Source organism: Legionella sainthelensi (genome assembly GCF_900637685.1).
Taxonomy (GTDB): domain Bacteria; phylum Pseudomonadota; class Gammaproteobacteria; order Legionellales; family Legionellaceae; genus Legionella; species Legionella sainthelensi.
Genome location: NZ_LR134388.1, coordinates 2,873,767 through 2,896,009, shown reverse-complemented (window position 1 = coordinate 2,896,009; position 22,243 = coordinate 2,873,767). Strand labels below are relative to the sequence as shown.

The following is a 22,243-nucleotide window of genomic DNA, read 5'->3' as shown; positions in this document are numbered from 1 at the left end:
TTCGCGGGACGTAGAAATAAAGACGGACTAATGGTTGTGGTTTGAGACAGTGCGTAGTGCTGTCTCTAAGAAGCCTTCTAAAGCTTAGAGTCTGCAAATACCTCTCAATACGAACGGTTTGAGATGGGGTCGGATCTAAATAGACTCTTTATCCCAAACTCAGTGAAATTAACGGCAGTGCGTTGTGTTGTATCTAGGTTATGGTTGAAGATTAAAATTAACTCAAATTGGTATTGGTTCGCAAATGAAAAGTTCTGAAATTAGACAAGCATTTTTTGATTATTTCACAAAACATGGTCATCAATTAGTAGAATCCAGCTCTTTAATTCCAGCTAATGATCCTACTTTATTGTTCACCAATGCAGGTATGGTGCAATTTAAAGATGTATTTTTAGGAGTTGAAGCTCGATCTTATCAACGTGCAGTCACGGCACAGAGATGTGTACGTGCTGGTGGGAAACATAATGATTTAGAAAATGTGGGATATACCGCTCGACATCATACTTTTTTTGAGATGTTGGGTAATTTTAGTTTTGGCGATTATTTCAAGCGCGAGGCAATAAAATTTGCTTGGGAGTTTTTAACTCAAGTGATGCGTCTACCCGAGGAGCGTTTGTGGGTTACTGTTTATAAAGAAGATCAGGAAGCAGAGGATATTTGGTTAAAAGAAATGAACGTTTCAGCAGCGCGCTTTTCGCGATGTGGTGAAAAAGATAATTTTTGGTCCATGGGAGACACTGGGCCTTGTGGACCTTGCACCGAAATTTTTTATGATCATGGTCCTGAAATTCCTGGCGGGCCTCCAGGAAGCCCTGAGGAGGATGGTGATCGCTATATCGAGATTTGGAATTTGGTATTTATGCAATTTAATCGAGATAAAGAAGGTCATCTACATCCTTTGCCTAAACCTTCTGTTGATACAGGCATGGGACTTGAGCGCTTGGCTGCAGTAGTCCAAGGAGTTCATAGCAATTACGAAATTGATACATTCCAATACTTAATTCAAGCGATTGCAAAACTTGGAAATTTGACTGATTTAAATCTGACTTCTTTAAAAGTAATTGCAGATCATATTCGTTCCAGCGCTTTTTTAATTGCCGATGGGGTACTGCCGGGGAATGAAGGACGAGGCTACGTATTAAGAAGAATTATTAGACGAGCAATAAGACATGGTAATAAGTTAGGATTACCAACCCCATTTTTCTCCCATTTAGTCGAATCCTTAATTACAGTGATGGGGGGTGCTTATCCTGAATTAATTCACTCCAAAGCTCATATTGAACGAGTGCTCAATCAGGAAGAAAATCAGTTTGCTCGTACTTTAGAGCAAGGTTTACGTCTATTACAAGAACAAATGCATTCACTAGGTGGACATGAAATTTCTGGGCAAATAGCATTTAAATTATACGATACTTATGGTTTTCCCATCGATTTGACTGCCGATATTGCTCGAGAGCAGGGCTTATATGTGGATATGAACGGTTTTAATCAATTGATGCAACAGCAAAGAGAGCAATCCCAAGCAGCCAGCCAATTTAGTGTGGATTATAATGCTAACACCCAATTAGATTACCAATCTGATTTTCATGGTTATGAAAAGAAAGAAGTAGAGGCAAAAATTATTGCATTGCTGCAAGAAGGAATTGAAGTCCAGGCTTTAAATCAAGGGATGAAAGGAGCTGTGGTGCTTGACCATACACCTTTCTATGCAGAAAGCGGAGGTCAGGTTGGTGATAAAGGAATGCTGACAAGCACCGATTTTCGATTTCGAGTCGATGACACGCAAAAAAAAGGTCAAGCAATAGTGCATTATGGAGAAATACTGGATGGTACAGCAGTATTGAATCAATTTGTTCATGCGCAAATTGATAATGAAAGGCGCGAAGCAATTCGCTTAAATCATACAGCAACCCATTTATTACATGCTGCTTTAAAAACTGTAGTTGGTCCGCAAGTTCAGCAAAAGGGATCTTTAGTCGATGCAGAACGTGCACGTTTTGATTTTTCTCATTTTGAATCATTGACTGCGGAACAAATTCAGGAAATTGAATGCCTAGTTAATGAGCAAATTCGTGCCAATAGTGAGGTAGTAACTCGAGTAATGGATATTGAATCAGCCAAAAAAGTGGTGCCGTTGCCCTTTTTGGGGAAAAGTATGCTGATGAAGTACGTGTATTATCTATGGGTGAGTTTTCTAAAGAACTGTGTGGTGGAACTCATGCGCGACGAACAGGTGATATAGGATTGTTTAAAATTATTTCAGAATATGGAATTGCTAGTGGTGTACGACGCATCGAGATGGTAACGGGGCGTTATGCTTTAGAATGGGTTAATGAGCAACAAACTCTTTTGAATGATTTAGCTTCTTCACTAAAAACAACAACAAGTAATCTACCTGATAAGGTAGGTCAGCTTCTTGCCGAAAATAAAAGCTTGGAAAAAGAGATTGCGAAGTTACAAAGTGAGAAAGTGCAAAAATCAGGTGCCGATCTGGCAAATGAAGTAGAAAAAGTTAATGGAATCAGTTTGCTTATTAAGCAATTAGAAGGCGTAGATAATCAAACTCTTAGAACTACTTTAGATCAGTTGAAATCGAGACTTGAATCTGCGGTAATTGTTTTATTTACCCTGGATCAAAATAAAATGAATGTGATTGCAGGAGTAAGCAAAAATATCTTAGGCACAGTGCCAAGCGCTGCTGCATTGGTCAGACACTTATGTGGGAAAGGTGGAGGACGTGATGATATGGCTCAAGGTGGAGGAGAAGTGCCTGCTGACTTCGAGAGCAGACTTAAAGAAATCAAGGAAATGATAGGGCATTCATAATTCAGATTTTGCCTGGATAAAACATGTGGAGCATCCTTTCGGATGTTCCTTATTTCTGGGTTTCAAAGCGTTCACTTTGTAAAATAGCCATAGATAAGGAGATAATATGAGTTTTTTACAAGAATTTAAAGAATTTGCAATCAGAGGAAACGTTATTGACTTGGCGGTTGCAGTGGTTATTGGAGGTGCTTTCGGTAAAATAATCAGTGCTTTAGTGAGTGGCATTATTATGCCACTTATTGGTTTATTATTAGGTGGAATTAATATTACCAATAAAGCATTTACCGTGGGAGATGCAGTAGTTAAGTGGGGAGAGTTTCTGCAAACGATTATCGACTTTACTATTATTTCTTTTTCAATTTTTTTAGTCATAAAGATTTTCTCATTCTTGAAAAAGAAAGAAGAACAAAAGGAAAAACCTTTATCAAGAGAAGAAATCTTATTAGCTGAAATTCGTGATTTATTGAAAGACAAAGCAGAAATGGAAAATCACTAAGATTCTTCGCAGATGAATAAGTTTTTATTTAAATGCAAAAAGCAATGATTAATTCCTTAAGTACATGGTAAATAGACTATAATTTAATCCAGAAGAAGACATTAATAGGGATTATTATGACTGGGTTATTCAATTTAATTGCCGTGATTGTTGTCTTTGGGGTAGTTTTATGGTTGATAGATACATTTATCCCTATGCCACCCTCCATTAAAAGTTTGTTAAATGTGCTGGTGCTAATTATTTTAGTTATTTACATTTTACAGTTTTTTGGTCTGATCAAAACAATATTACCCATGATTAGAATTTTAAAATAGATAGGCTAGTTTTTTGGTAGGCGCAACTACTCATGAACAATTCCAGAATAGAAATCATCTATTTTGGATGAGTACTGTTTGTCCTGCATTTCTGAATTTTACTATTTATTCGATTTTTTCTTTTGTTAATAAATCCATAAGGATTTCAATGCTAAAATCGTTTATTTTTTAAACAGAAGTTAATTAATGAAGGAAAAATTTAATTCCTGTGAACAAGTAAATGTGGGTATTAGTTACAATAAAATAAATGGGGGAGCTGCTGCAGATTCCATAAGACACATTATTTTGGAACAAAATTTAAACTTAATTGAAACGGATTATAGATCAATTATTCCTCCGCACATTAACTTAGACGGTATTTTTGAAAACCAAGATAAATTTCTGGAAATACTTAATCATGCCAAAACACAAGCAACGCTCTTACTGAAAGATTTAGACGGGCTAATTATTCCAGGAAGTGATGCTCGAATTGATCCAAGACTTTATCGTGAACCATTAACAGAGCATCCTGATCGAATTGACTTGGCGCGATCCATCGCAGAATTAGCTTTGGTTCATGTTGCAATGCAGCATGGAATCCCCATTCTGGGTATTTGTGGCGGCCATCAAATTATCAATGTTTATTTGGGAGGAACACTTAAAGCCCTCAGTGAGGAAGACATTGATGCTCAGGGATACATGTGTTACTCGCTGATTGGATTTAATCCAAAAACAGAGCTTGCAAAAATATTTTTTGAAATCCGAGAGAATAGAGATAATTTGCGGCAAACAGAGATTTATTCACATCAATTTTTTGGGGCGCATAAGCATGCAATTAAACAACTTGCTCATAAAGAATTGGCTAATAAAGATCAAATGATTTCTGTGGTTGCAATTGCTGATGATTCAAATTATACGATTGAAGGATTTGAATCAAAATATGGTTCTCCATTATACAGTATGCAATTTCACCCGGAAGTAGGAGCAAAAGGAATGTACTCGCAATTGTATAAAACAATCAGTTATCAAGCAGCAACATCTGAAGATATTATGACTAACTCAAAAATATTTATGGCATTTAAACAAGCGATGATAACTTTTCACCTGAAAAAATCTCTTTTTAAGAGTATTAGGAATAAAGAGGAAGTGTTGGAACTAAAAGGATATTCAGAAAGTGTGTCTCCAGAGAAAAAATAGAGAGTTCCAAAACAACTTCCGCCTTAGATTTATATACCCTGTTTAAAGATACACAATCACAAGTCGATAACCATCATACCAATGAACCAGAAAAATCGCTTATTAAAACAGGTTTCTAATCAATATGGCGCTCTTGCCGCTCCCTGGTTTTGGATAAGCGTTTTATTCATCTAATCCTAACTCAAATCGCTCCATTTTAACGCGAATATATTTCATGAATCATCAATAAAAATATCAGATAACTCATTGAAAAAAATAAATTATTTGTAAATTTTATATGATATATCAATATAATAAATTGGTTAAATATTGAGTAAAGTGGTTAAATAAAATTAACAAATAAATCCAATGGAGTAACGAGTCATGGTTGCGGTCTTTGGATTGATTAAATAAGTGTGAGGTGAATAAATGAACGAGAAATACAAAGATCAAAAAATACCAACAAGCGATTGGTAGATCCAGCCACAGCGAAACAGGATTTAGGGACATATAAATTTAAAATGGGTAAAGAAGAAGATTCTCCTTCTGTAGAATTAACAAATTATGTAGAGATTATCTTAACCGAAAAGCAAAAAAATCTTTTATATGAGGGCATTGAGGATTATGAAAAGATTCATGAACAAAAAGTAAAAGAATTTGCAAATAAAATGAATGGCTTCGGGGTCAATACTAATTTTTCTAGCCCTAAATATTTTAGAGAGCTCTATTGGGAACATATGAATGAAATTTTAAGGGCAAAAGATAATTATATTGATCCAAAAAAGAAAGAATATTTCGATAGTAATGAGCGCGAAAAAGCAGGAACAAAGCTACGAAATTTTCTGGGCGATAAACAATTAGAGGAATTATATAAGTTAGCATTGGAAGAGGAAATGAATTCTAAGGAATACCGAAATGCTTTATTTAATAGATCTATTAATGAAATTGATGGTCCTACTGGAGATAAAAAACTTCTAGTTCTTCTTGGAGGAGCCTCTGGGAGTGGAAAATCGTCAGCATTAAAAGTACTAGTCAATGAAGTATTGGAGAATCAGAACTTAAAAGGTCAAGAAACAAATTTTTGTACTTCCCTTGATGGGGCTTTAGCACGAGAAGTATCTCAAATGCGATCTATTACTGCGGCGTGTGTTGAAAAAAAGGGATACAGTGGCACTATAGACTTACAGAAGGCAAGCGACATATTGGATGGCGTAAAAAATACATTAGAAAAAGTAGCTTTCGCAGAAAACAACTTAAATATAGCTATTCCTGAAACGTTTTCCAAAATCTATAGTATTAAATTCATGATGAAATATTTAAACATGCTGCATACCCCTGATCGCATCATGGTATTTGGGCGCGTTGAAGCAAAAAAAGATGCAGTTGCCTTTATGGGGACTGATAGGGCTTATAAAGATAAGGCTGAAAAGGAAAAGGATTACAGCAATCAATGTATTGATCCTAATGCCAAGAGCGAAAAAGAGCATAAACGTTATAATTCGGCAGGTTTCATTTGGGGAGATTTAGGTTCAAAAATTGCTCAACACATATTTAACATGTATCAAATGAAGGTTCAAGAGGAAAATCCAGAGAAATCTCTTCTGAGCTTTGTATTAAACAATGATTTATCTCTTAAAACAGAGAAGGGAAAAAAGATCCTAGTTTCAGACCGAATCTATGATGAGTGGGTTGAAAAGCATCAAGAGAAATATAATAAATGGAAAGAATGTGCGCAATTTTATAAAGCAAGTACAGGGGAATCACTAGCGAAAGGGGATGATATTCGCTCATTAGAAGATTATAAAAAGGAGTGTGGATGGAAACCTCCCCTCATAGGCGCCTCAGAAAATAAATCTAATATCAAAGTAGTAACTGAATTTCTTTTAAATGTAACAAAACTCTATCTAAAAAAAGAAATAGCCAGTATGAATGCCCAGCTTGGAGCTCAACTCTTTAACCCATTTGCAGATAAAGAAAAAAGAAACGAATTAAGAGAAAAATTAGAGCATTATCAAAAGATACATGAATCCATAAAACCAGAATCAAAATCTTCTGTTTACAAAGTGATTAAAAACAGTTTAGAATTTTTAAACCCAAATACTGATTTGAGAGGGGTTATTTCGAAAATGTACGATCAAGCTTCTCAGACAGAAAACTTCTTAGATTTTAAAAATAACTATAAATCAGCTGTAAGACCAGATGCATGCGTTGAGCTCAGTGAAGAGCAAGACACACATCATTCTTTTAATATGAACTCATAAGATTCTAGTATATCCAATCCTATGCCCTGATACAGATTTCAGGGCAATTTAGTCTAATAATATTTTGTGGTTCCAACTTATTCACATGCTGCTCATTTTCTTATAGAGAAAAAAAGGTAAGCGATTAATGATTGCCATAATTATTCGCCAGAAGTAAGGATAATAGATCATTCTTTTTTTGTGATTTAGAGCTTTTAAACATGCCTTTGCACAATAATATGGAGGGGCAGCATAAAATACCCCAGGTACGCCATAGGTTTGTTTTGTATCAATAAAACCAAGGCGAGCTATAGTGATGTGCTGATTTTTTGAGGCAGATTGTTGTATCCCCTGTAGATAAATTTCAATACTTGCTTTACTCGCCCCATACAGGCTGTTTTTGGCACGACCCCGACATGCAGCCACAGAGCTTAAAAATAATAAATGATATTCTTTTTGTGAACGATTGAAGTACGAGTGGATAAGCAAAGTGGTGGTGAGAATATTGGTTTTTATAAGTTGTGTTATTGTTTCTGTATTTAAATGTAAGTTATCTGTGAAATCACTATGGGCAATAAATACATCGAGTTCACGCGCATCATGTTGCAGAACAGTAAGTAATTTCTCAGCTTGTGTTGCCAGATCGACAAGGAGTACCTCACAGCTCACTGGATATCGAAGTCTGATATCCTTTGCAATAATATCGAGTTGACTCGCTTGACGTCCAACAAGTACTAATTGATCCCCTGCTTGAGCCACAATATGAGCAAATTTTTCCGCAATAATGGAGGAGGCTCCTAGAATAAGCCAGGTTCGTTGTCTCATTTTGTTATCCCTAATCGTGTTGCAAGATCAGAACGCATGGTGCATGCGTGATGTTTTAATATTTCAGAAAACTGGGTATGGTTTTCATACATTTTTTTATATTGTTGTTCATTTAAAAGTGAGTCTTTGGCTAAATAAATTCGACCCTTTAGCTCAAGGATTAATTGATTCATAGACGTAATGGCCTGCTTGGCGGCTGTATTATGAATGAAATCTACTGCCAGGGTAAAACCTGGTTTACAAAAAGAGAGCAAACCATCCCCTGAACGATTAAACAGTTTGAGTACAGCAAGTGTAGGTGTTGCATTGGCTGTTCGTATTATTTGAGTTAAATGATCCAAAATTGTAATCACATGAGCTGTATCAAAAACTGCTTGAAATTGAATCAATCCCTGAGGGCCATAAAGCCGATTCCAGTGTTTTATCTTATCGAGCGGATTATTAAATTGTTCGAGGGTGAGTTTTTCTTCTTTCTTTTTGCTGTTAAAAAAATATCGATTAAATAATTTCATGTTCCAAGGTCTAATTAAAGAAAAAGGAATTTTGGGTATGCTATAAGGTTTATATTCTTTAATATTTAAAGGCTCACAATGATTCGCTATCGAAAGAATGGCGCATGGCTTTGAATTTAATAAGTCAAGCCAGGCGACTTGATAATCCTCATTGATTCCATGGGTTAACATCAATTCGGTGAGTGCATTTAACGATTGGAATTGTATGTGTTTCACTAAAATAAACCGGGAGGCTTTTTTGAGTCTCAAACGAGCACGAGTAATTACACCAGTAAGTCCTAACCCTGCGATTGTGGCATGAAATAAATCAGTATTTTCATTGCGATTGCAGTGGATTTTTTTATTGCCGATTAACAAATCAAAGCTGATAAGATGATGGCCAAAACTACCGGCTTTATGATTATTTTTACCATGAATATCATGAGCGATCCCTCCTGCAACAGTAGCGTGTACGGTCCCAGGAATAACTGGAGGAATAAAATCAGGATTTAATAAAAATAAATCTTTCAGTGGCACTCCGCCTTGACAGATGACAATACCCGTTTGAGGATCAAAATCAATCAAATGATTTAATCGCTCGCTGTCAATAACGTAACCATTAGTATTAAAGCAACTGTCATTATAGCTTAACCCTGAACCACGCATGAGCAGGTTCTGTTGCGGATTATGGGCAATATAATGAGCAAGGTCTTCTTCATTATCAGGCCGTAAGCAAAAGGATTGGCTTTTTGCACAGCTGAAATTAGAGAGAATTTGTTTTTTGCTGTTCATTTTTAATTTCCGCAAATTAATCTCAACATTTTAAGACTATAATTGATTTAGAAAACTATTTAAAAGAGAATTATTATGAAAATCTGATTGTCTTTTTGAGCCTCATTTTTTCTTGTTCTGTTTTTGCTGCAATTATTCCTCAAGATAGTATAGGTGCACAAAAATTTGATAAATTACAATGTATTAACAATACAGCTCAAGATTGTATTAATGCACAATGTATGACATCAGATCAGACTGACTGTCAGGATAATTGTCAAAAAATGGCACAAGAAAAATGCCAGCAACAAATAAACGAGTAATGATGCGCGTATAGGCTTTCACAAGAAGCATAGTCGAAAACTTGACGAGCTTACGTCAAAATCCAGGTCATTTTTAGTTATATAAACCAGGTTTAGAACTGCCTTAACTTGGTAAATAACTCAAAAAATAAATAATTATCATGAAAAATTACTGGCTACTGTGAAAAACTAGAGTTGGAACAATTATTGCAAGAAATGCTTTAGAGTGTAGTAAATTTGATCGGAAATAGCATGTGTCAAAAGTACGATAACGTACTAGGAGAGAATATCATGTCTAAAAAGAAGCAAAACATCAGTGATGAAGCTTCTGGCCTGAGAAATTTATCGCATACAAAACCTATTCAGGTCATAGCAGTCTCTGCCGGTAAGGGGGGAGTGGGCAAGAGTAATATTGCGGTTAACTTAGCTGTTGGGTTAGCACAACTGAAAAAAAAGGTGATGCTGCTTGATGCTGATCTAGGGTTAGCTAATATTGATATTATGCTGGGATTGCATGTTAAATACAATTTATCCCATGTGATTCAAGGAGCGTGTCATTTAAGTGATGTTATCTTACCTGGACCTTATGGTCTTAGTGTTATTCCTGCAGCTTCGGGTACGGAGTTTATGACTCAACTTTCTCCTCCGGAACTCGCGGGGATTATTGATGCATTTAATGAGCTGACTGATGACTTAGATTATATGATAATTGATACTGCTGCAGGAATTTCGGATACGGTATTAAGTTTTATTCGTTCTTCACAAGAATTAATTGTAATTGTTTGCGACGAGCCTACGTCTTTAACCGATGCATATGCTTTACTTAAGGTGATGAATAAACGTTATGAATGGACTCGCTTTCATATTCTGGCTAATATGGTAGAAAATGAGAAGGAAGGACAAGAATTATTTAATAAATTGTTTAAAGTCTCTGAGCAATTTCTGGAGGTTCAGCTAGACTATTTAGGGGGGGTCCAATTTGATGAGCATATACATAGGGCGATGAAACTACAAAAGCCTGTGATAATTGCTTATCCTGAATCTGCTTCTGCATTATCACTAAAAAGAATAGCAGAAGAGATATCTGAATGGTCACCGAGTTCTTTATTAGGTGGTAACACCAGTTTCTTTTTAGAGCGTTTAGTCGCGGGTGGACTTTAAGGAGATAAACGTGGATGCTTTGGCTGCTTGTAGCAAAGTCAACCAGCAGATTCAAGAAACGCTGGTAAAAAATCATGCCTTGTTGGTTAAGCGCATCGCTCACCATTTATTAGGGCGTTTGCCTCAGGGGATACAACTCGATGATTTAATCCAAGCTGGAATGCTCGGATTGTTGGAGGCGGCAAGGCATTATGATTCTTCAAAAGGTGCTTCATTTGAAACTTATGCAGGAATTCGCATAAGAGGCTATATGCTCGATGAGGTACGGCGTAATGATTGGGTTCCACGTTCAGTTCATCGAAATTCACGCTTGATTTCTGAAGCAGTTAAATATGTGGAGCATCGATTGGGTAGGGAGGCTAAGGATTCAGAGATTGCTGCTGAACTGGGTATATCGCTTACCGAATATCATGAAATGTTGCAAGATTCTGTCAGTAGCCATTTATATGGTTTTGACGATTTAGGTGTTACTGATGACGCGTTGCAAATGGATAATGAAAGTGCTTCTACGGAACCTCATGTCAATGTATTTCACAGTGATTTAATGAGGCGTTTATCTGATGTGATACGTGGATTACCTCATAAAGAGAAAATGGTTTTATCATTATATTATGAACATGATTTAAACTTAAAAGAAATTGGAGAGGTTATAGGGGTTAGTGAATCTCGTGTGTCACAAATTCTTAGTCAAGCAACACACCGTATTAAATCACGCTTACCTGAATAAATGAAAAAATAGATCTTTGTTGTGAAGTTTTAGTTTAATTAATACAAATAATTGGCACCTAACTTTTGTTCTGGATTCAATTTTTTTCAACAAGCCTATATAATAATCACATTGTAAATGGTTTTTGATTAAACCTGAGTTTGTAGAACAAGAAAAGGTGATGTAGATGCCTAAAAATTATAAAGAAATACATGCACAAATAACACAGCGATATCAGTTATATTACTTGAATGACCCTTCATCTCAGGCATTGGCCGAAGATATTAAAGACCTAACTATTGATGATGTTATCCATTTATTAGAAGAAATCAAAGAGAGCCCAGAATTAATCAAATTATCTATTTCTTTATCGAGAAGAAGTGATTTATTTGATAAGTTGATTCTTATGAAAGGAAGTGTACCTCATGAATGGGTTTTAAGATTACATATATACAATATGGTGGTTCAAAGTGATGAACCTGGCTATGTAATTAGTAATTTGAATCGAAAAATAAGAGATGATGAAAATCATATTCATGAACATAGTTGGCAACTTGCCTCTCGATTTTTGATGGGGGGATTTAGAAATCATCAGTATGTCAAAACCGAAGATGGCCTTTTATTTAATCGTTTTAATTTAGTCCCCACCAGCAAAGATGGTGTATCTAGAGGGAAGTTTTTTAGACAGGCTGTATTAGAAGGAAAAACACATATAAAAGAAATCAGCGATGAATTGTATCAACAAGGTGATTTAGTCCATTATCCAATTGAAATTCCGCATAAAGTCGATACTAATCTTTCTCCTTATACAGGTATAACAATGACACTGGCTCATACTTCGGAGCGTCATCATGAGAATTCGATTTTTTATGAGAAACCCCAAGACAGAGAAACCGATCATGAGCTGGAGGTTGAAGCTCAAAAGTACACGGAAGAAGAACATCGAGATGCAATCAATATGGCCATTACTAACCTAAAGCTTCTGAAATTATGCGATCAATTAGCAGAGGAAGGTTTTGAACGTTTTAATAGGTATGTTGATCCAATTACTAAGGAGCCTTTACCAAATAATGTTCTTGAGACAGAATTATTACCAACAATTGCTATGTTGATGTTACAGAAAAACAATGAATTTATAGAGTACCCGATGACCGCAGAAGTACAGGGAAAATCCCAAAGTAAAATTCAGAGGCTCATGATAAAATATGCACGTACGAGTGACTTATTAAAAAAGATTATTAATGAAGCAATTACAGAAATGGATCGATACTCATTAATGCAACTCATCAAAGTATCTCAGTACAATTTGCTTAAAAATTTCTATACTGCTTCGTGTAACAATTTAACTGAAGATGCCTTGACAGTATTAGAAGAAAGAAAAAAAAGACTCCCAGAACATGTCATTAGCCGTACATTTAGCTTTTTTTCTCATGTACAAACGACAAATTCTGAAACTGAAAAAGTAAAATACACTCAGACGTCCAAGCAAAGTAGCGTTTGTGACAATGAGGTAAAAGAACCATTTGAATTGGTTTTGTTTTAAGTTTCATTTGATACAAAACGCCATAGCTGTTTTTTTACCTGTTTTCACGGTAAAATCCGAAGTTTATCTTTGGTTATACTCATATGAAATCGTAGCGAGTATGTAATGATTTGACGTTATTACATCAGCTACAATCATGAGAAATTAGCCTGGCCATTATTTTTTAAGAGACATTTATGTTAGAAGTAAACCAAATTAGTCTTAATCTGGTGGATTTAGACAAGCGAGTAGCAGCGCTTAGGGGGTATCTTTGACTTCGATGCGAAACGGGAACGTTTGGAAGAAGTTGTTCGTGAATTAGAATCATCTACAATTTGGGATAATCCAGAAGTAGCCCAAGCATTAGGTCGAGAGCAAAATCAGCTCGAAGCTCTTGTTGTCACTCTCACGCAACTCGTTGAATCCATTACTGATTTAAATGAATTGTTTGAAATGGCGCGTGAGGAAAATGATGAGCAAACAATTAATGAAATTAGCGAAGAATTACAGTCTGTAGAAAAAAGAGTGGCTGATTTAGAATTTCGGCGTATGTTTTCAGGAAAAATGGATGATTCTAATGCCTATCTAGACATTCAATCAGGATCTGGGGGTACCGAGGCACAAGATTGGGCTGAAATGTTATTGCGTATGTATTTGCGTTGGGGTGAGCAACATGGATTTACTACGGAACTGATTGAATGTTCACCTGGAGACGTCGCAGGCATTAAAAGTGCGACCATTTATTTTCAAGGTGAGTATGCTTTCGGATGGTTGCGTACTGAAACCGGGGTGCATCGCTTAGTACGAAAGTCTCCTTTTGATTCAGGAAACAGACGCCATACATCTTTTGCTGCAGTTTTTGTTTCACCCGAAATAGATGACGATATTGATATAGAAATTAATCCAGCTGATTTACGTATTGATACATATAGAGCTTCAGGAGCAGGAGGGCAACATGTTAACCGAACTGATTCTGCAGTAAGAATAACGCATGCACCAAGTGGCATTGTGGTACAATGTCAGACTGATCGAAGCCAGCATCGCAATAAAGATCAGGCTATGAAGCAATTGCGTGCTAAGTTGTATGAATTGGAAATGCAAAAGAAAAATGCGGAGCAGCAAGCGTTGGAAGCGAGTAAATCTGATATAGGATGGGGCTCCCAGATTCGTTCTTATGTATTGGATCAATCTCGTATTAAAGATCTGCGTACCGGGGTTGAAACAAGTAACACCCAGGCTGTTTTGGATGGTGCATTAGATCAATTTATTGAAGCCAGTTTAAAGGCAGGAGTAGGGCAGCATGACTGAAGAACAAGTAGAACATTTAGATGAAAGTGAAGTTTATCACATTCGTAAACAAAAATTAGCGGAATTAAGAACACAAGGGTTTAATTTTCCAAATCAATTTCGCCGTGAAAATTTAGCTCAGGAACTTATAAAAGAGTATGACTCATTAGACAAGGAAACTTTAGCAGAGAAACATATTAAAGTTACCGTAGCAGGTCGTATTGTATTAAGACGTATTATGGGTAAGGCCAGCTTCTTTCATATTCAAGATTTTTCTGGACGCATCCAGATATATATTCGCGCTAATGATCTTCCTGAACAGTATGAGCAATTTAAACATTGGGATTTGGGTGATATCGTTGGCGTCAATGGTGAATTGTTTAAAACAAATACCGGTGAGCTCACTGTAAATGCAGAGGGGATTGAATTATTAACTAAATCATTGCGACCTTTACCGGATAAATTCCATGGCTTAGCCGATCAAGAAATGAGATATCGCAAACGTTATGTCGATTTAATTGCCAACGATGAAAGTCGCATAACTTTCTTAATAAGATCGCGACTCATTCAGGCACTTAGACAATTTATGGATAAGAGTTTTTTCTTGGAAGTCGAAACGCCAATGATGCATCCTATTCCTGGCGGCGCTTTAGCTCGCCCCTTTGTTACTCATCATCATACCTTAGATATGACCATGTATTTGCGCATTGCTCCAGAGCTTTATTTAAAGCGCCTGGTGGTAGGTGGTTTTGAGCGCGTTTATGAAATAAATCGTAATTTTCGTAATGAAGGTATTTCAACACGCCATAATCCTGAATTCACAATGGTGGAGTTTTATCAAGCCTATGCAGACTATAAGGATCTGATGAATTTTACTGAGGAAATGATCCGTTATCTTTGTGATTCTGTATTAGAAAGACGCCAGGTAGAATATCAAGGTCAAATTCTTGATTTTGATAAGCCATTTGCACGAATGACTGTGAAAGAGGCTATTTTACATTATCATCCTGAAATTAACGTGAATCAGTTAGAAAGTGTGGTTGCTTGCCGAGCTTTATTGGAAGAAAAAAAGCTGCCCTTTAAAGAAACTGATGGGATAGGAAAATTACAAATTATTTTATTTGAAGAAACTGTTGAACACCAATTATTTCAGCCTACGTTTATAACAGGTTACCCTACAGAAATATCACCATTAGCGCGCCGTAGCGATGAGGATCCAGAGTTGACTGATCGTTTCGAATTTTTTATTGCTGGTCGTGAAATTGCGAATGGTTTTTCGGAATTAAATGATGCAGAAGATCAGGCAGAGCGTTTTCGTAAGCAAGTTGCAGAAAAAGATGCAGGAGATATGGAAGCAATGCATTTTGATAGTGATTATATCGAAGCTTTAGAATATGGATTGCCTCCTACTGCAGGAGAGGGGATAGGTATCGATCGATTGGTGATGTTATTTACCAATTCGCAGTCGATTCGCGACGTTATCCTGTTTCCTCATTTGCGACAATGATTTATTTAATTTAGAGATTTGATCAAAAGTTTGTAGCAGGGTAAATGCAAATCAATAGTTTCAGCTTGAATGCTAAAGCGTTAAGGGGTTAAATTTTCGCAACTTGGGTTTTCTGTTCAGCTATTAAGCTCCGAGTTTTAGGCTGAAGAGCACTGCGATTGACTTAAAGGGGCTCTCGATCCCGCGACTTGCTCACGGGATCTGGAAATCCCCAGCCGTCATGGGCTTACATGGACAAGCCGTGGCGGAACGTCGATTGAAAGAGTTTAAGGTAAGTGCTGTTGGGCCAATGCCGAACAGCCTACGATTCTTTTTATGCCACAGTTCTTATGCATCAATAATAGAGTAGTAAAACCACATAGTTTTAATTTTAAGGATGAATTGATAAAGTTATCAGGAGGATATATTTGTGACTTACTTCCAAAAAATAATTGCATACATTCGAGAAACACAAGAAATGGCTTTATTTGCCACTATGGCAGATGCAAGATTATCAGCAGCTTTTCGCATGTCACCTTTATTTTATATTATGCTTCCGTTTATAGGTTTTTTATTGACTCTAAATGCCATAGCCAATGGATATCAACTTGCAAGAGCTAACAATAAAAATTTTGATCAGTGGTTTTTTTTATTACTTCGATGATTTGTGCTGCTTTAGCGAGTATTTCACTTTATGGGGCTGCCTTATCTGAAATTCTAAGTTTTACTTTTGTTGCAGGTCCCTGGTTCTTTTTTAGCAGTCTAATTGTCGGTTTAGTCAGCCAATTAATCATGTTGGGAGTAAATTTACACAGAGCTGCTGAGTCACCTCAAGGAAGCATTCAACATGCTCATTATATTCAGGCTGCTTTTAACAATACCTTTGTTCTGAGTCTCTTAACGACTGTTTTAGGGGCAGTTATTTTTGTGATGCTTTTCCCAACGGTTGCTCCCGTAGTTGGCTCTGCTTTTGCAATAACAGCAGTAGTGCTGACTGCTTTGGATGTTTTATGGCAAGTGATGCCTCAGAATAAAAAGCAAAGAATAAAAGTATGGTTCTCTATTAATGAACCGAATTTGGAGCAAGATGCCACCGCGAATCAAGTGCACAATAAAATGCATATAAAAATCACTAATGATGAAAAAGAACCTCTACATCATCGAATTTTTACACGCTGTGATTACAGTGCTGTGATTAGAAAGATGGAGGTAAATGAAGCTAAAAATTATTTGTCAGCACTTATTCAGCACAAACTGGATGCATTTGCAAAAAATGTCAGCATGCAAGATGACAAGTCGAAAGATAAAGTTGCCCTTTTAAGAAAGCTATTAAATGCAATAGAACATCCTGTTGAAATTTCTAAAAAGAATATAATTACCATGTATCCATTAGCTTTTCAAAGCTTCTGGGCTGAAAAAGGAGAGGTAGAGCAATTATTTGATGCTGTAATGGTGCTTCACAATAAGTATCAATACGAGGAAATGAATGCGTTTTCTGTAAAGTCTTCTTAGATTATGGAATTAAAGTACAAATTTGCTCGAGTTCTCTTGCCTTAAAACTGATATTTAAAAAAATTATATAACATACGAATAGAATCAATTGGATTTTAATTAGCTATATTGGTTAAATAGTATGCATTATAGTTGATTATAAGCGAGGATGTTATGAGCAAAAAATTATTAAATGAGATATTTGATGATTTAATCAAAGAGCAAGATAAGATTCATCAAGAATTAAAACATATATGGACGAAATGGCTCTATCCTGACAATATGACATTAAATAATTTACAAAAAAGAAAGGAAATTATTAATTACCTTCCTGAAATGCTGATTCAAATTATGAAAAATGCCAGACAAAATAATTTGAATGGTGATGAGGGGGCAAAAATAATAATCATAGCCTTTCAAGAGCAAATAAAAAAATATAGAAATTCAGAGGATATCAAACAATATATTGTACATGATGGGGTAGTTGGATCATTTATTGATAGAATTATAAATACCATAAAAGATTTTTTATCAATAAACTCATCTTATTATGGGGTTTTGGAAAAAGTCATTGTAATGCTTTAGTATCCCTTTGTAGAAAATCCAGTCCCTTTTTAGAATTTTAGTGATATCTTAGTTCGAGCTAGGCTCGAAGAAAACGTAACGATAATAGTCGTATAATATGCACTTGCTTTATAAACAACTGATTCGATCTTCGGTTTTGGGGACAGTTACTCTGTTGATGCTCCTCTTTATTCCTGCAGGTACTCTAAGATACTGGCAAGGTTGGCTTATTTGATGGTGTTTATTATTGCATCTGCAGCATACAGCATGTATTTGGCAAAATATGATCCAGCGCTTTTGAAGCGTCGTAGTGAAGCAGGCATATCGTATGAAAAAGAACCAGCTCAGAAAATCATTATCTTTTTTCTCTTTGTCGCGAGTATTGCTCTAATTGTGCTGTCTTCTCTCGATGTTCGCTTCGGGTGGTCGTTACTAACTTGGTACATTTCGAGCATAGGTGACCTGATCGTTGTTTTCTCATTCTACATATTTTACCTCGTCTCGAAAGTGAATACCTACGCTGCCGCCAATATTCGCGTTGAGGAAGGGCAAAAAATTATTACGGTTGGTCCGTACAAATTTATTCGTCACCCGATGTATTTTGGTGCAATATTTCTATTCATAGGTACGTCGCTTGCGCTGGGATCGTGGTGGACACTGCTTTTGACTCCTGTTCTATTCTCAATTCTGGTTGCCCGTATCCTGAATGAAGAAAAAATACTTGTGCGTGATTTGCCCGGGTATACAGAATATCAAAAAAAAGTCACAACCCGGCTTCTCCCATTCATTTGGTAGGTTAATTGTACAAATGGCGTTATTCTGTTTGTTATTGTAGTCTCACACTATTTCTTTAAAATGCACTGATCGCCGAAATTATAATTTATTCAACACTTAGCGTTTGAACTCGGGTTCATTTTTTGCCAAAGTTTATATACTTCGATACCTTCTGGATCGCTGCGGTGTTCCATAGGCATAGTACGTTCGTGCCAGGATTTAGCAAATTCTCCATAGAAATTATCAAGAGTAAAATATTTGCGATGATCTTCGTAATATTTTTTGTATTCATCTCTTGTTGTAATAAAGGTTACTTTCAGTGGGCTACAATAATACATTGCTGCCAAACACATGGGGCAGGGATGAGCTAAAATAAAAAATTCACAATCTGTCAAATGTTCTGTCTTTAACTTGGAGGTTGCTTCGCGTATTGCTACAATTTCCGCATGCGCAGTTGGATCCTTAGTTTGGGCAACCTGATTGGTGCCTTCGGCAACGATGACATTGTTTTTGGTAATAATGCAGGCGAAGGGTCGGCCTCCTTTTTTTACATTTTCCGTTGCTAATTCAATGGTCCGTTTGATGAAATTAGTCATAACTTTCCTTAGGTTTTTTAATCATATTATAGCGCACTGTAGGGCTCGCTTTTAGGAGATCTGCAAGCGAGCAATTGTTTTCAATAAGAAGATGCTTCATTGATTCATTACTTTATTATCATGAGCCATTTTGAGGATGGGTTAATCTTTTGATTATTATTAGGGTTTCCTGCCGTATAATGTTTGCTCATCAAGATGCTTGTGGCATTATCAAATTTATTTTTACTGATATGCATTTTGAGGCAATTACTGACAGTTTCAGTAGAGGAACTTGAACAGAATGTTTGATTGAAATCATAGTATTGATTGAGCTGACTTTTTTCGGCAGTAGAACCAATAAAATTATAAGTGACATAGTTTTTGAATTGCCATGAGGAAGTGTCATTTTGTCTTGATAAATTTAAAATTTTATAGGAAGAAGCGTTGCCATGATCAGATCCAATGGACGCTGAATAAATGATTGGGATCACATAATTTTTATTTTCAATTTTAATTGCATGCAGTTCATCAAAATGAGTATGAGCAGCGACTATGCCAAGTATGATTGCTGGATAAGTTTTTATTATTTTTATGAATGCATCTTTATAAATTGATTCCCAACTCTGAGGTGGAACATGCATGGCTAACAGAACATTCTCATGATTTGCTTTGCTGGTTTTAATTTCATTTTCCAACCACTGAAGCTCTTCTTTGGCCCCATCCCGAGAAGGGTTGAAGCTTGGTCTTGATACGAATACAACACTGTTTAATGAAATAAGTTTGAGATGATCACCTAAATAAGCAGAGTAATAGCCGTAGTTTTTGTTTTCATTGTTGATGCAAGGCGCTAAATCAACAGGACATTTTAAACCCGTAGAGAGGAATCCATCATTGTTACCTGTTATTTTTTGTAATAAATTGAAGGGTGATTGGTCTTTATAGGTAAAAGGTCCGTAATTCCTTTCCAAAGAGTCATTATTTCCAAAAACATAAAAATACGGGGATGGATTTATTTTTTCAAACAGCTGCTCAAAAACTAAATTAATATTATCTCGAGTGGTCTTACGTTTATATGCGTTATGAGCGGGTAAGTCGCCGAGCAACAAAACAGCAGGATTTTGTTCTTGATGCGAGTCGATTTGCTCACCTATTTTTGCTATTAAAAACTTAAAACTTTGTGGATCTAATTCTTCAGAAATATTAGGCTGTGGATTTATATGAGTTGGTTGACGTTTTGTAATGTCCACATGAGGATCTGAAATTAAAAACACCTCCATCTGATTTTGATTGCTGGTATTTGCGGCTATCGAGTAGAAATTAGCCAGATACAATAAAGTTGTGGTGCAAGCAATGATTAGTTTTTTTAGATTCATCATTAATTCTCTTATTACTTTGACTCTTAATAGCTCCGCGGAACTACTTAAAATAAGCATTACATTCTACGACAATTCCAAGAATGGTTTTCAAAAAAAGTTCATAAAATACGCAAATTTTACAAATAACATATTTTGAGGCTGAGTAATAACTTCCATAAAAATTGTATTGTCTAGGCTTATTTACTTAGACAATATCTCTCTTGGTGAATTAACTAGAGTGAGTTGGTGTTGTTGCGTGTTACATCTTCTGCGAGATGTTGTTTGTTATATGTTTCGACAATTAACTTAGCGCATTGGCGTAAATTATTATGTTTCACCGAATCATTAAAAAATACGAAAGTATTTACGAATTGTTTGCTCGGGATGCTTTGTGACATCATCATATTTGCAGCAGTTATACTGCAACGTTTGTTCACATCAGCACCATTTTCTAATAATAAATAAATTGCTGACACATGTTGTCTTTGAAGTGCTAGTTCAATAGGGAATACCCCATCTTCATTAGGAACTGAAATTGAAGAGGGGTCTTTATTAATAATTAAGCGTATAATCGCTAAAAGCTTTTCATCTGGAGCATTCCCTACGGCGCGAAACAGAGGTGTTTCTCCGTATTGGTCTTTTTCATTAAATTGAATATTGTCACAACTTGCTAATTTTTCTAATATATCAATAAATCCATTTGCAGCAGCGATATGGGCGGCAGTTAAGTCTTCAGATACTTTAATATTGGGATTCACTTTTCTTTCCGATAATAAATAACTTACGGTTTTTATGTAGTTATTTGCAGCAGCAAGATAGAGTATGGTGTTGAAATCTCCATCGGGTACATCAAAATCTATTTCTTTAGGTAGCGATTTTAGGCTTTCTGTGAGTTCTTCATCTGCTTTAAAAATCAATTTATTTAATGTTGGTTTGATAATTACTTGTAAATGCTCTGGATTCGTAGTGGGACTAAATTTCATTTGATAAATTCCTACCCTGTAAAAGGTGCATATTGTACTAATTAGACTCATATAATCCAATATTTTTTTAATTTTCAATAAGATGTCTCATGATGGATGATTTCACTTTTTGAATATTTGATTGGAATCATTAAATTTTTATGGGTTAATTGCAATCGGTTTTTATATTGAATACGATTGGGCCTCAATTAATATAAGGACGTATCAAATGAAGCTTTCTGAATCGCAAAAATTAACATTAATTAATTTAAATCAAGAATTTAAAAGCATTATCAAAGAACAACAACAAGATTCTAGTAGTTTCGATAATCATGTGAACTGTTTAAAAAGGCTTGAAAAACTTATTGTTCGCTGGATGAACCTCATGTCCCCTTACATGTCTTGGCAATTGAATGAAGCAGAAAAACTATTAGATGCTAAATGGAACATATTTAAGCAGCTGAAAATAAAAAGTAATATAGAAAAATATAAAAAAGTAATTGAGGAAGCTAATTCACTATTTTTTGATGAGGATTTAAAACAACAAATGAAATTAGCTTTTGAAGGAAAACCAGTCACAGGAATCAATGTAAATATAAATGATGAAGAAAAATCAAAAAGTAGTTATCGAGGGACATTTTTTGAACATACTCATTTAGCGACTTACCAAATTAATTTTTTGGATGGCACAGAGCTGATTTGGTATTCATTAGAGGACGAAAAAGAAATGCAAAAAGCAAGACAGATTTTTGAGAAAAAGGTTCCTCAACCTAAAAATGAAATGATTAATGAGGTAATCAATGAGGTTATAAAAGAGGGCTTAAATACAGACAATGGTTATTCGTATGGATGCATGCTGATGTAAAAGGCAATGGCGCTAATTCAGCAGGCATAAAAGTGTCAAGTTTCGAGGGGTAAGATGTTACCCCTTCATTTGTAG

At 35.7% G+C, this 22,243-nt stretch carries 20 protein-coding genes and 1 pseudogene; 16 read left to right on the top strand and 5 right to left on the bottom strand.

Going from position 1 to position 22,243, the window contains the following annotated elements; all coding sequences use genetic code 11:
* The first annotated feature begins 244 nt into the window (after positions 1 to 244).
* The 5 genes and pseudogenes from alaS (at position 245) to EL220_RS12775 (ending at position 7,052) form a co-directional block, all read left to right on the top strand.
* Positions 245 to 2,826, top strand: a pseudogene (alaS, locus tag EL220_RS12795) (alanine--tRNA ligase).
* 106 nt (positions 2,827 to 2,932) lie between these two features.
* Positions 2,933 to 3,322, top strand: a complete 390-nt coding sequence (gene mscL / locus EL220_RS12790) for a large-conductance mechanosensitive channel protein MscL (RefSeq protein WP_027271418.1) — start codon at positions 2,933 to 2,935, stop codon at positions 3,320 to 3,322.
* Positions 3,323 to 3,438: 116 nt separating this feature from the next.
* Positions 3,439 to 3,636: a Thivi_2564 family membrane protein gene (locus EL220_RS19165; protein ID WP_003632194.1), complete on the top strand. Its 198-nt coding sequence runs from the start codon at positions 3,439 to 3,441 to the stop codon at positions 3,634 to 3,636.
* A gap of 186 nt (positions 3,637 to 3,822) precedes the next feature.
* The gene (locus EL220_RS12780) at positions 3,823 to 4,812 is read left to right on the top strand and encodes a gamma-glutamyl-gamma-aminobutyrate hydrolase family protein (RefSeq protein ID WP_232002448.1); all 990 of its coding nucleotides are present in this window, start codon (positions 3,823 to 3,825) and stop codon (positions 4,810 to 4,812) included.
* 500 nt (positions 4,813 to 5,312) lie between these two features.
* A complete protein-coding gene (locus EL220_RS12775; RefSeq protein ID WP_232002447.1) occupies positions 5,313 to 7,052 on the top strand; it encodes a hypothetical protein in 1,740 nt (579 codons plus the stop codon).
* An 81-nt stretch (positions 7,053 to 7,133) separates the two neighbouring features.
* On the opposite strand, the gene EL220_RS12770 is transcribed toward EL220_RS12775, so the two are convergent.
* Together EL220_RS12770 and EL220_RS12765 are read right to left on the bottom strand one after the other, a co-directional pair.
* The gene (locus tag EL220_RS12770; protein ID WP_027271421.1) at positions 7,134 to 7,856 is read right to left on the bottom strand and encodes an SDR family NAD(P)-dependent oxidoreductase; all 723 of its coding nucleotides are present in this window, start codon (positions 7,854 to 7,856) and stop codon (positions 7,134 to 7,136) included.
* Complete coding sequence (locus EL220_RS12765) at positions 7,853 to 9,139, bottom strand: FAD-binding oxidoreductase (protein ID WP_027271422.1); 1,287 nt, start codon at positions 9,137 to 9,139, stop codon at positions 7,853 to 7,855. The genes EL220_RS12770 and EL220_RS12765 overlap by 4 nt, the downstream gene beginning before the upstream one ends.
* Positions 9,140 to 9,234: 95 nt before the next feature.
* Here EL220_RS12765 and EL220_RS12760 point away from each other — a divergent pair, with 95 nt between their 5' ends.
* From EL220_RS12760 to EL220_RS12720, 10 genes are all read left to right on the top strand, one after another.
* Positions 9,235 to 9,441, top strand: a complete 207-nt coding sequence (locus tag EL220_RS12760; protein WP_232002446.1) for a hypothetical protein — start codon at positions 9,235 to 9,237, stop codon at positions 9,439 to 9,441.
* 270 nt (positions 9,442 to 9,711) lie between these two features.
* A complete protein-coding gene (locus EL220_RS12755) occupies positions 9,712 to 10,581 on the top strand; it encodes a MinD/ParA family protein (protein ID WP_027271424.1) in 870 nt (289 codons plus the stop codon).
* Between the two features lie 10 nt (positions 10,582 to 10,591).
* Positions 10,592 to 11,308, top strand: coding sequence for an RNA polymerase sigma factor FliA (locus EL220_RS12750; RefSeq protein WP_027271425.1), 717 nt, complete (start codon positions 10,592 to 10,594; stop codon positions 11,306 to 11,308).
* 166 nt (positions 11,309 to 11,474) lie between these two features.
* Positions 11,475 to 12,830 (top strand): hypothetical protein, encoded by a 1,356-nt coding sequence (locus EL220_RS12745; RefSeq protein ID WP_027271426.1) that lies wholly within the window; start codon positions 11,475 to 11,477, stop codon positions 12,828 to 12,830.
* 176 nt (positions 12,831 to 13,006) lie between these two features.
* Positions 13,007 to 14,117 (top strand): peptide chain release factor 2 gene (gene prfB / locus EL220_RS12740; protein WP_128130910.1). Its coding sequence is split into 2 segments (ribosomal slippage): positions 13,007 to 13,081 and positions 13,083 to 14,117, totalling 1,110 coding nucleotides; the frame shifts between segments, so codons are not numbered across the junction.
* Complete coding sequence (gene lysS / locus EL220_RS12735; protein WP_027271428.1) at positions 14,110 to 15,603, top strand: lysine--tRNA ligase; 1,494 nt, start codon at positions 14,110 to 14,112, stop codon at positions 15,601 to 15,603. Before prfB ends, lysS begins: the two co-directional genes overlap by 8 nt.
* 409 nt (positions 15,604 to 16,012) lie before the next feature.
* Entirely contained in the window at positions 16,013 to 16,246 is a 234-nt protein-coding gene (locus EL220_RS19160) for a hypothetical protein (RefSeq protein ID WP_232002445.1), read from the top strand.
* Positions 16,222 to 17,094 carry a hypothetical protein gene (locus EL220_RS12730; protein ID WP_232002444.1) on the top strand — a complete coding sequence of 291 codons (873 nt, stop codon included), beginning with the start codon at positions 16,222 to 16,224 and terminating at the stop codon, positions 17,092 to 17,094. Before EL220_RS19160 ends, EL220_RS12730 begins: the two co-directional genes overlap by 25 nt.
* Positions 17,095 to 17,247: 153 nt before the next feature.
* Complete coding sequence (locus EL220_RS12725; protein WP_027271430.1) at positions 17,248 to 17,658, top strand: hypothetical protein; 411 nt, start codon at positions 17,248 to 17,250, stop codon at positions 17,656 to 17,658.
* 213 nt (positions 17,659 to 17,871) lie between these two features.
* On the top strand, positions 17,872 to 18,432 hold the full coding sequence (locus EL220_RS12720; RefSeq protein ID WP_232002443.1) for a methyltransferase family protein: 561 nt from the start codon (positions 17,872 to 17,874) through the stop codon (positions 18,430 to 18,432).
* An 89-nt stretch (positions 18,433 to 18,521) separates the two neighbouring features.
* Here the strand turns inward: EL220_RS12720 and EL220_RS12715 are convergent, their stop codons facing one another.
* The 3 genes from EL220_RS12715 to EL220_RS12705 all read right to left on the bottom strand — a co-directional run bounded on the left by EL220_RS12715 (position 18,522) and on the right by EL220_RS12705 (position 21,324).
* Positions 18,522 to 19,007, bottom strand: a complete 486-nt coding sequence (locus EL220_RS12715) for a nucleoside deaminase (protein WP_027271431.1) — start codon at positions 19,005 to 19,007, stop codon at positions 18,522 to 18,524.
* Positions 19,008 to 19,114: 107 nt separating this feature from the next.
* Complete coding sequence (locus EL220_RS12710) at positions 19,115 to 20,362, bottom strand: metallophosphoesterase (RefSeq protein ID WP_027271432.1); 1,248 nt, start codon at positions 20,360 to 20,362, stop codon at positions 19,115 to 19,117.
* A gap of 212 nt (positions 20,363 to 20,574) precedes the next feature.
* Positions 20,575 to 21,324 (bottom strand): ankyrin repeat domain-containing protein, encoded by a 750-nt coding sequence (locus tag EL220_RS12705; protein WP_027271433.1) that lies wholly within the window; start codon positions 21,322 to 21,324, stop codon positions 20,575 to 20,577.
* Between the two features lie 208 nt (positions 21,325 to 21,532).
* Between EL220_RS12705 and EL220_RS12700 the strand changes: the two genes are divergently transcribed.
* Positions 21,533 to 22,168, top strand: a complete 636-nt coding sequence (locus EL220_RS12700; protein WP_027271434.1) for a hypothetical protein — start codon at positions 21,533 to 21,535, stop codon at positions 22,166 to 22,168.
* The last annotated feature ends 75 nt before the right edge of the window (positions 22,169 to 22,243 follow it).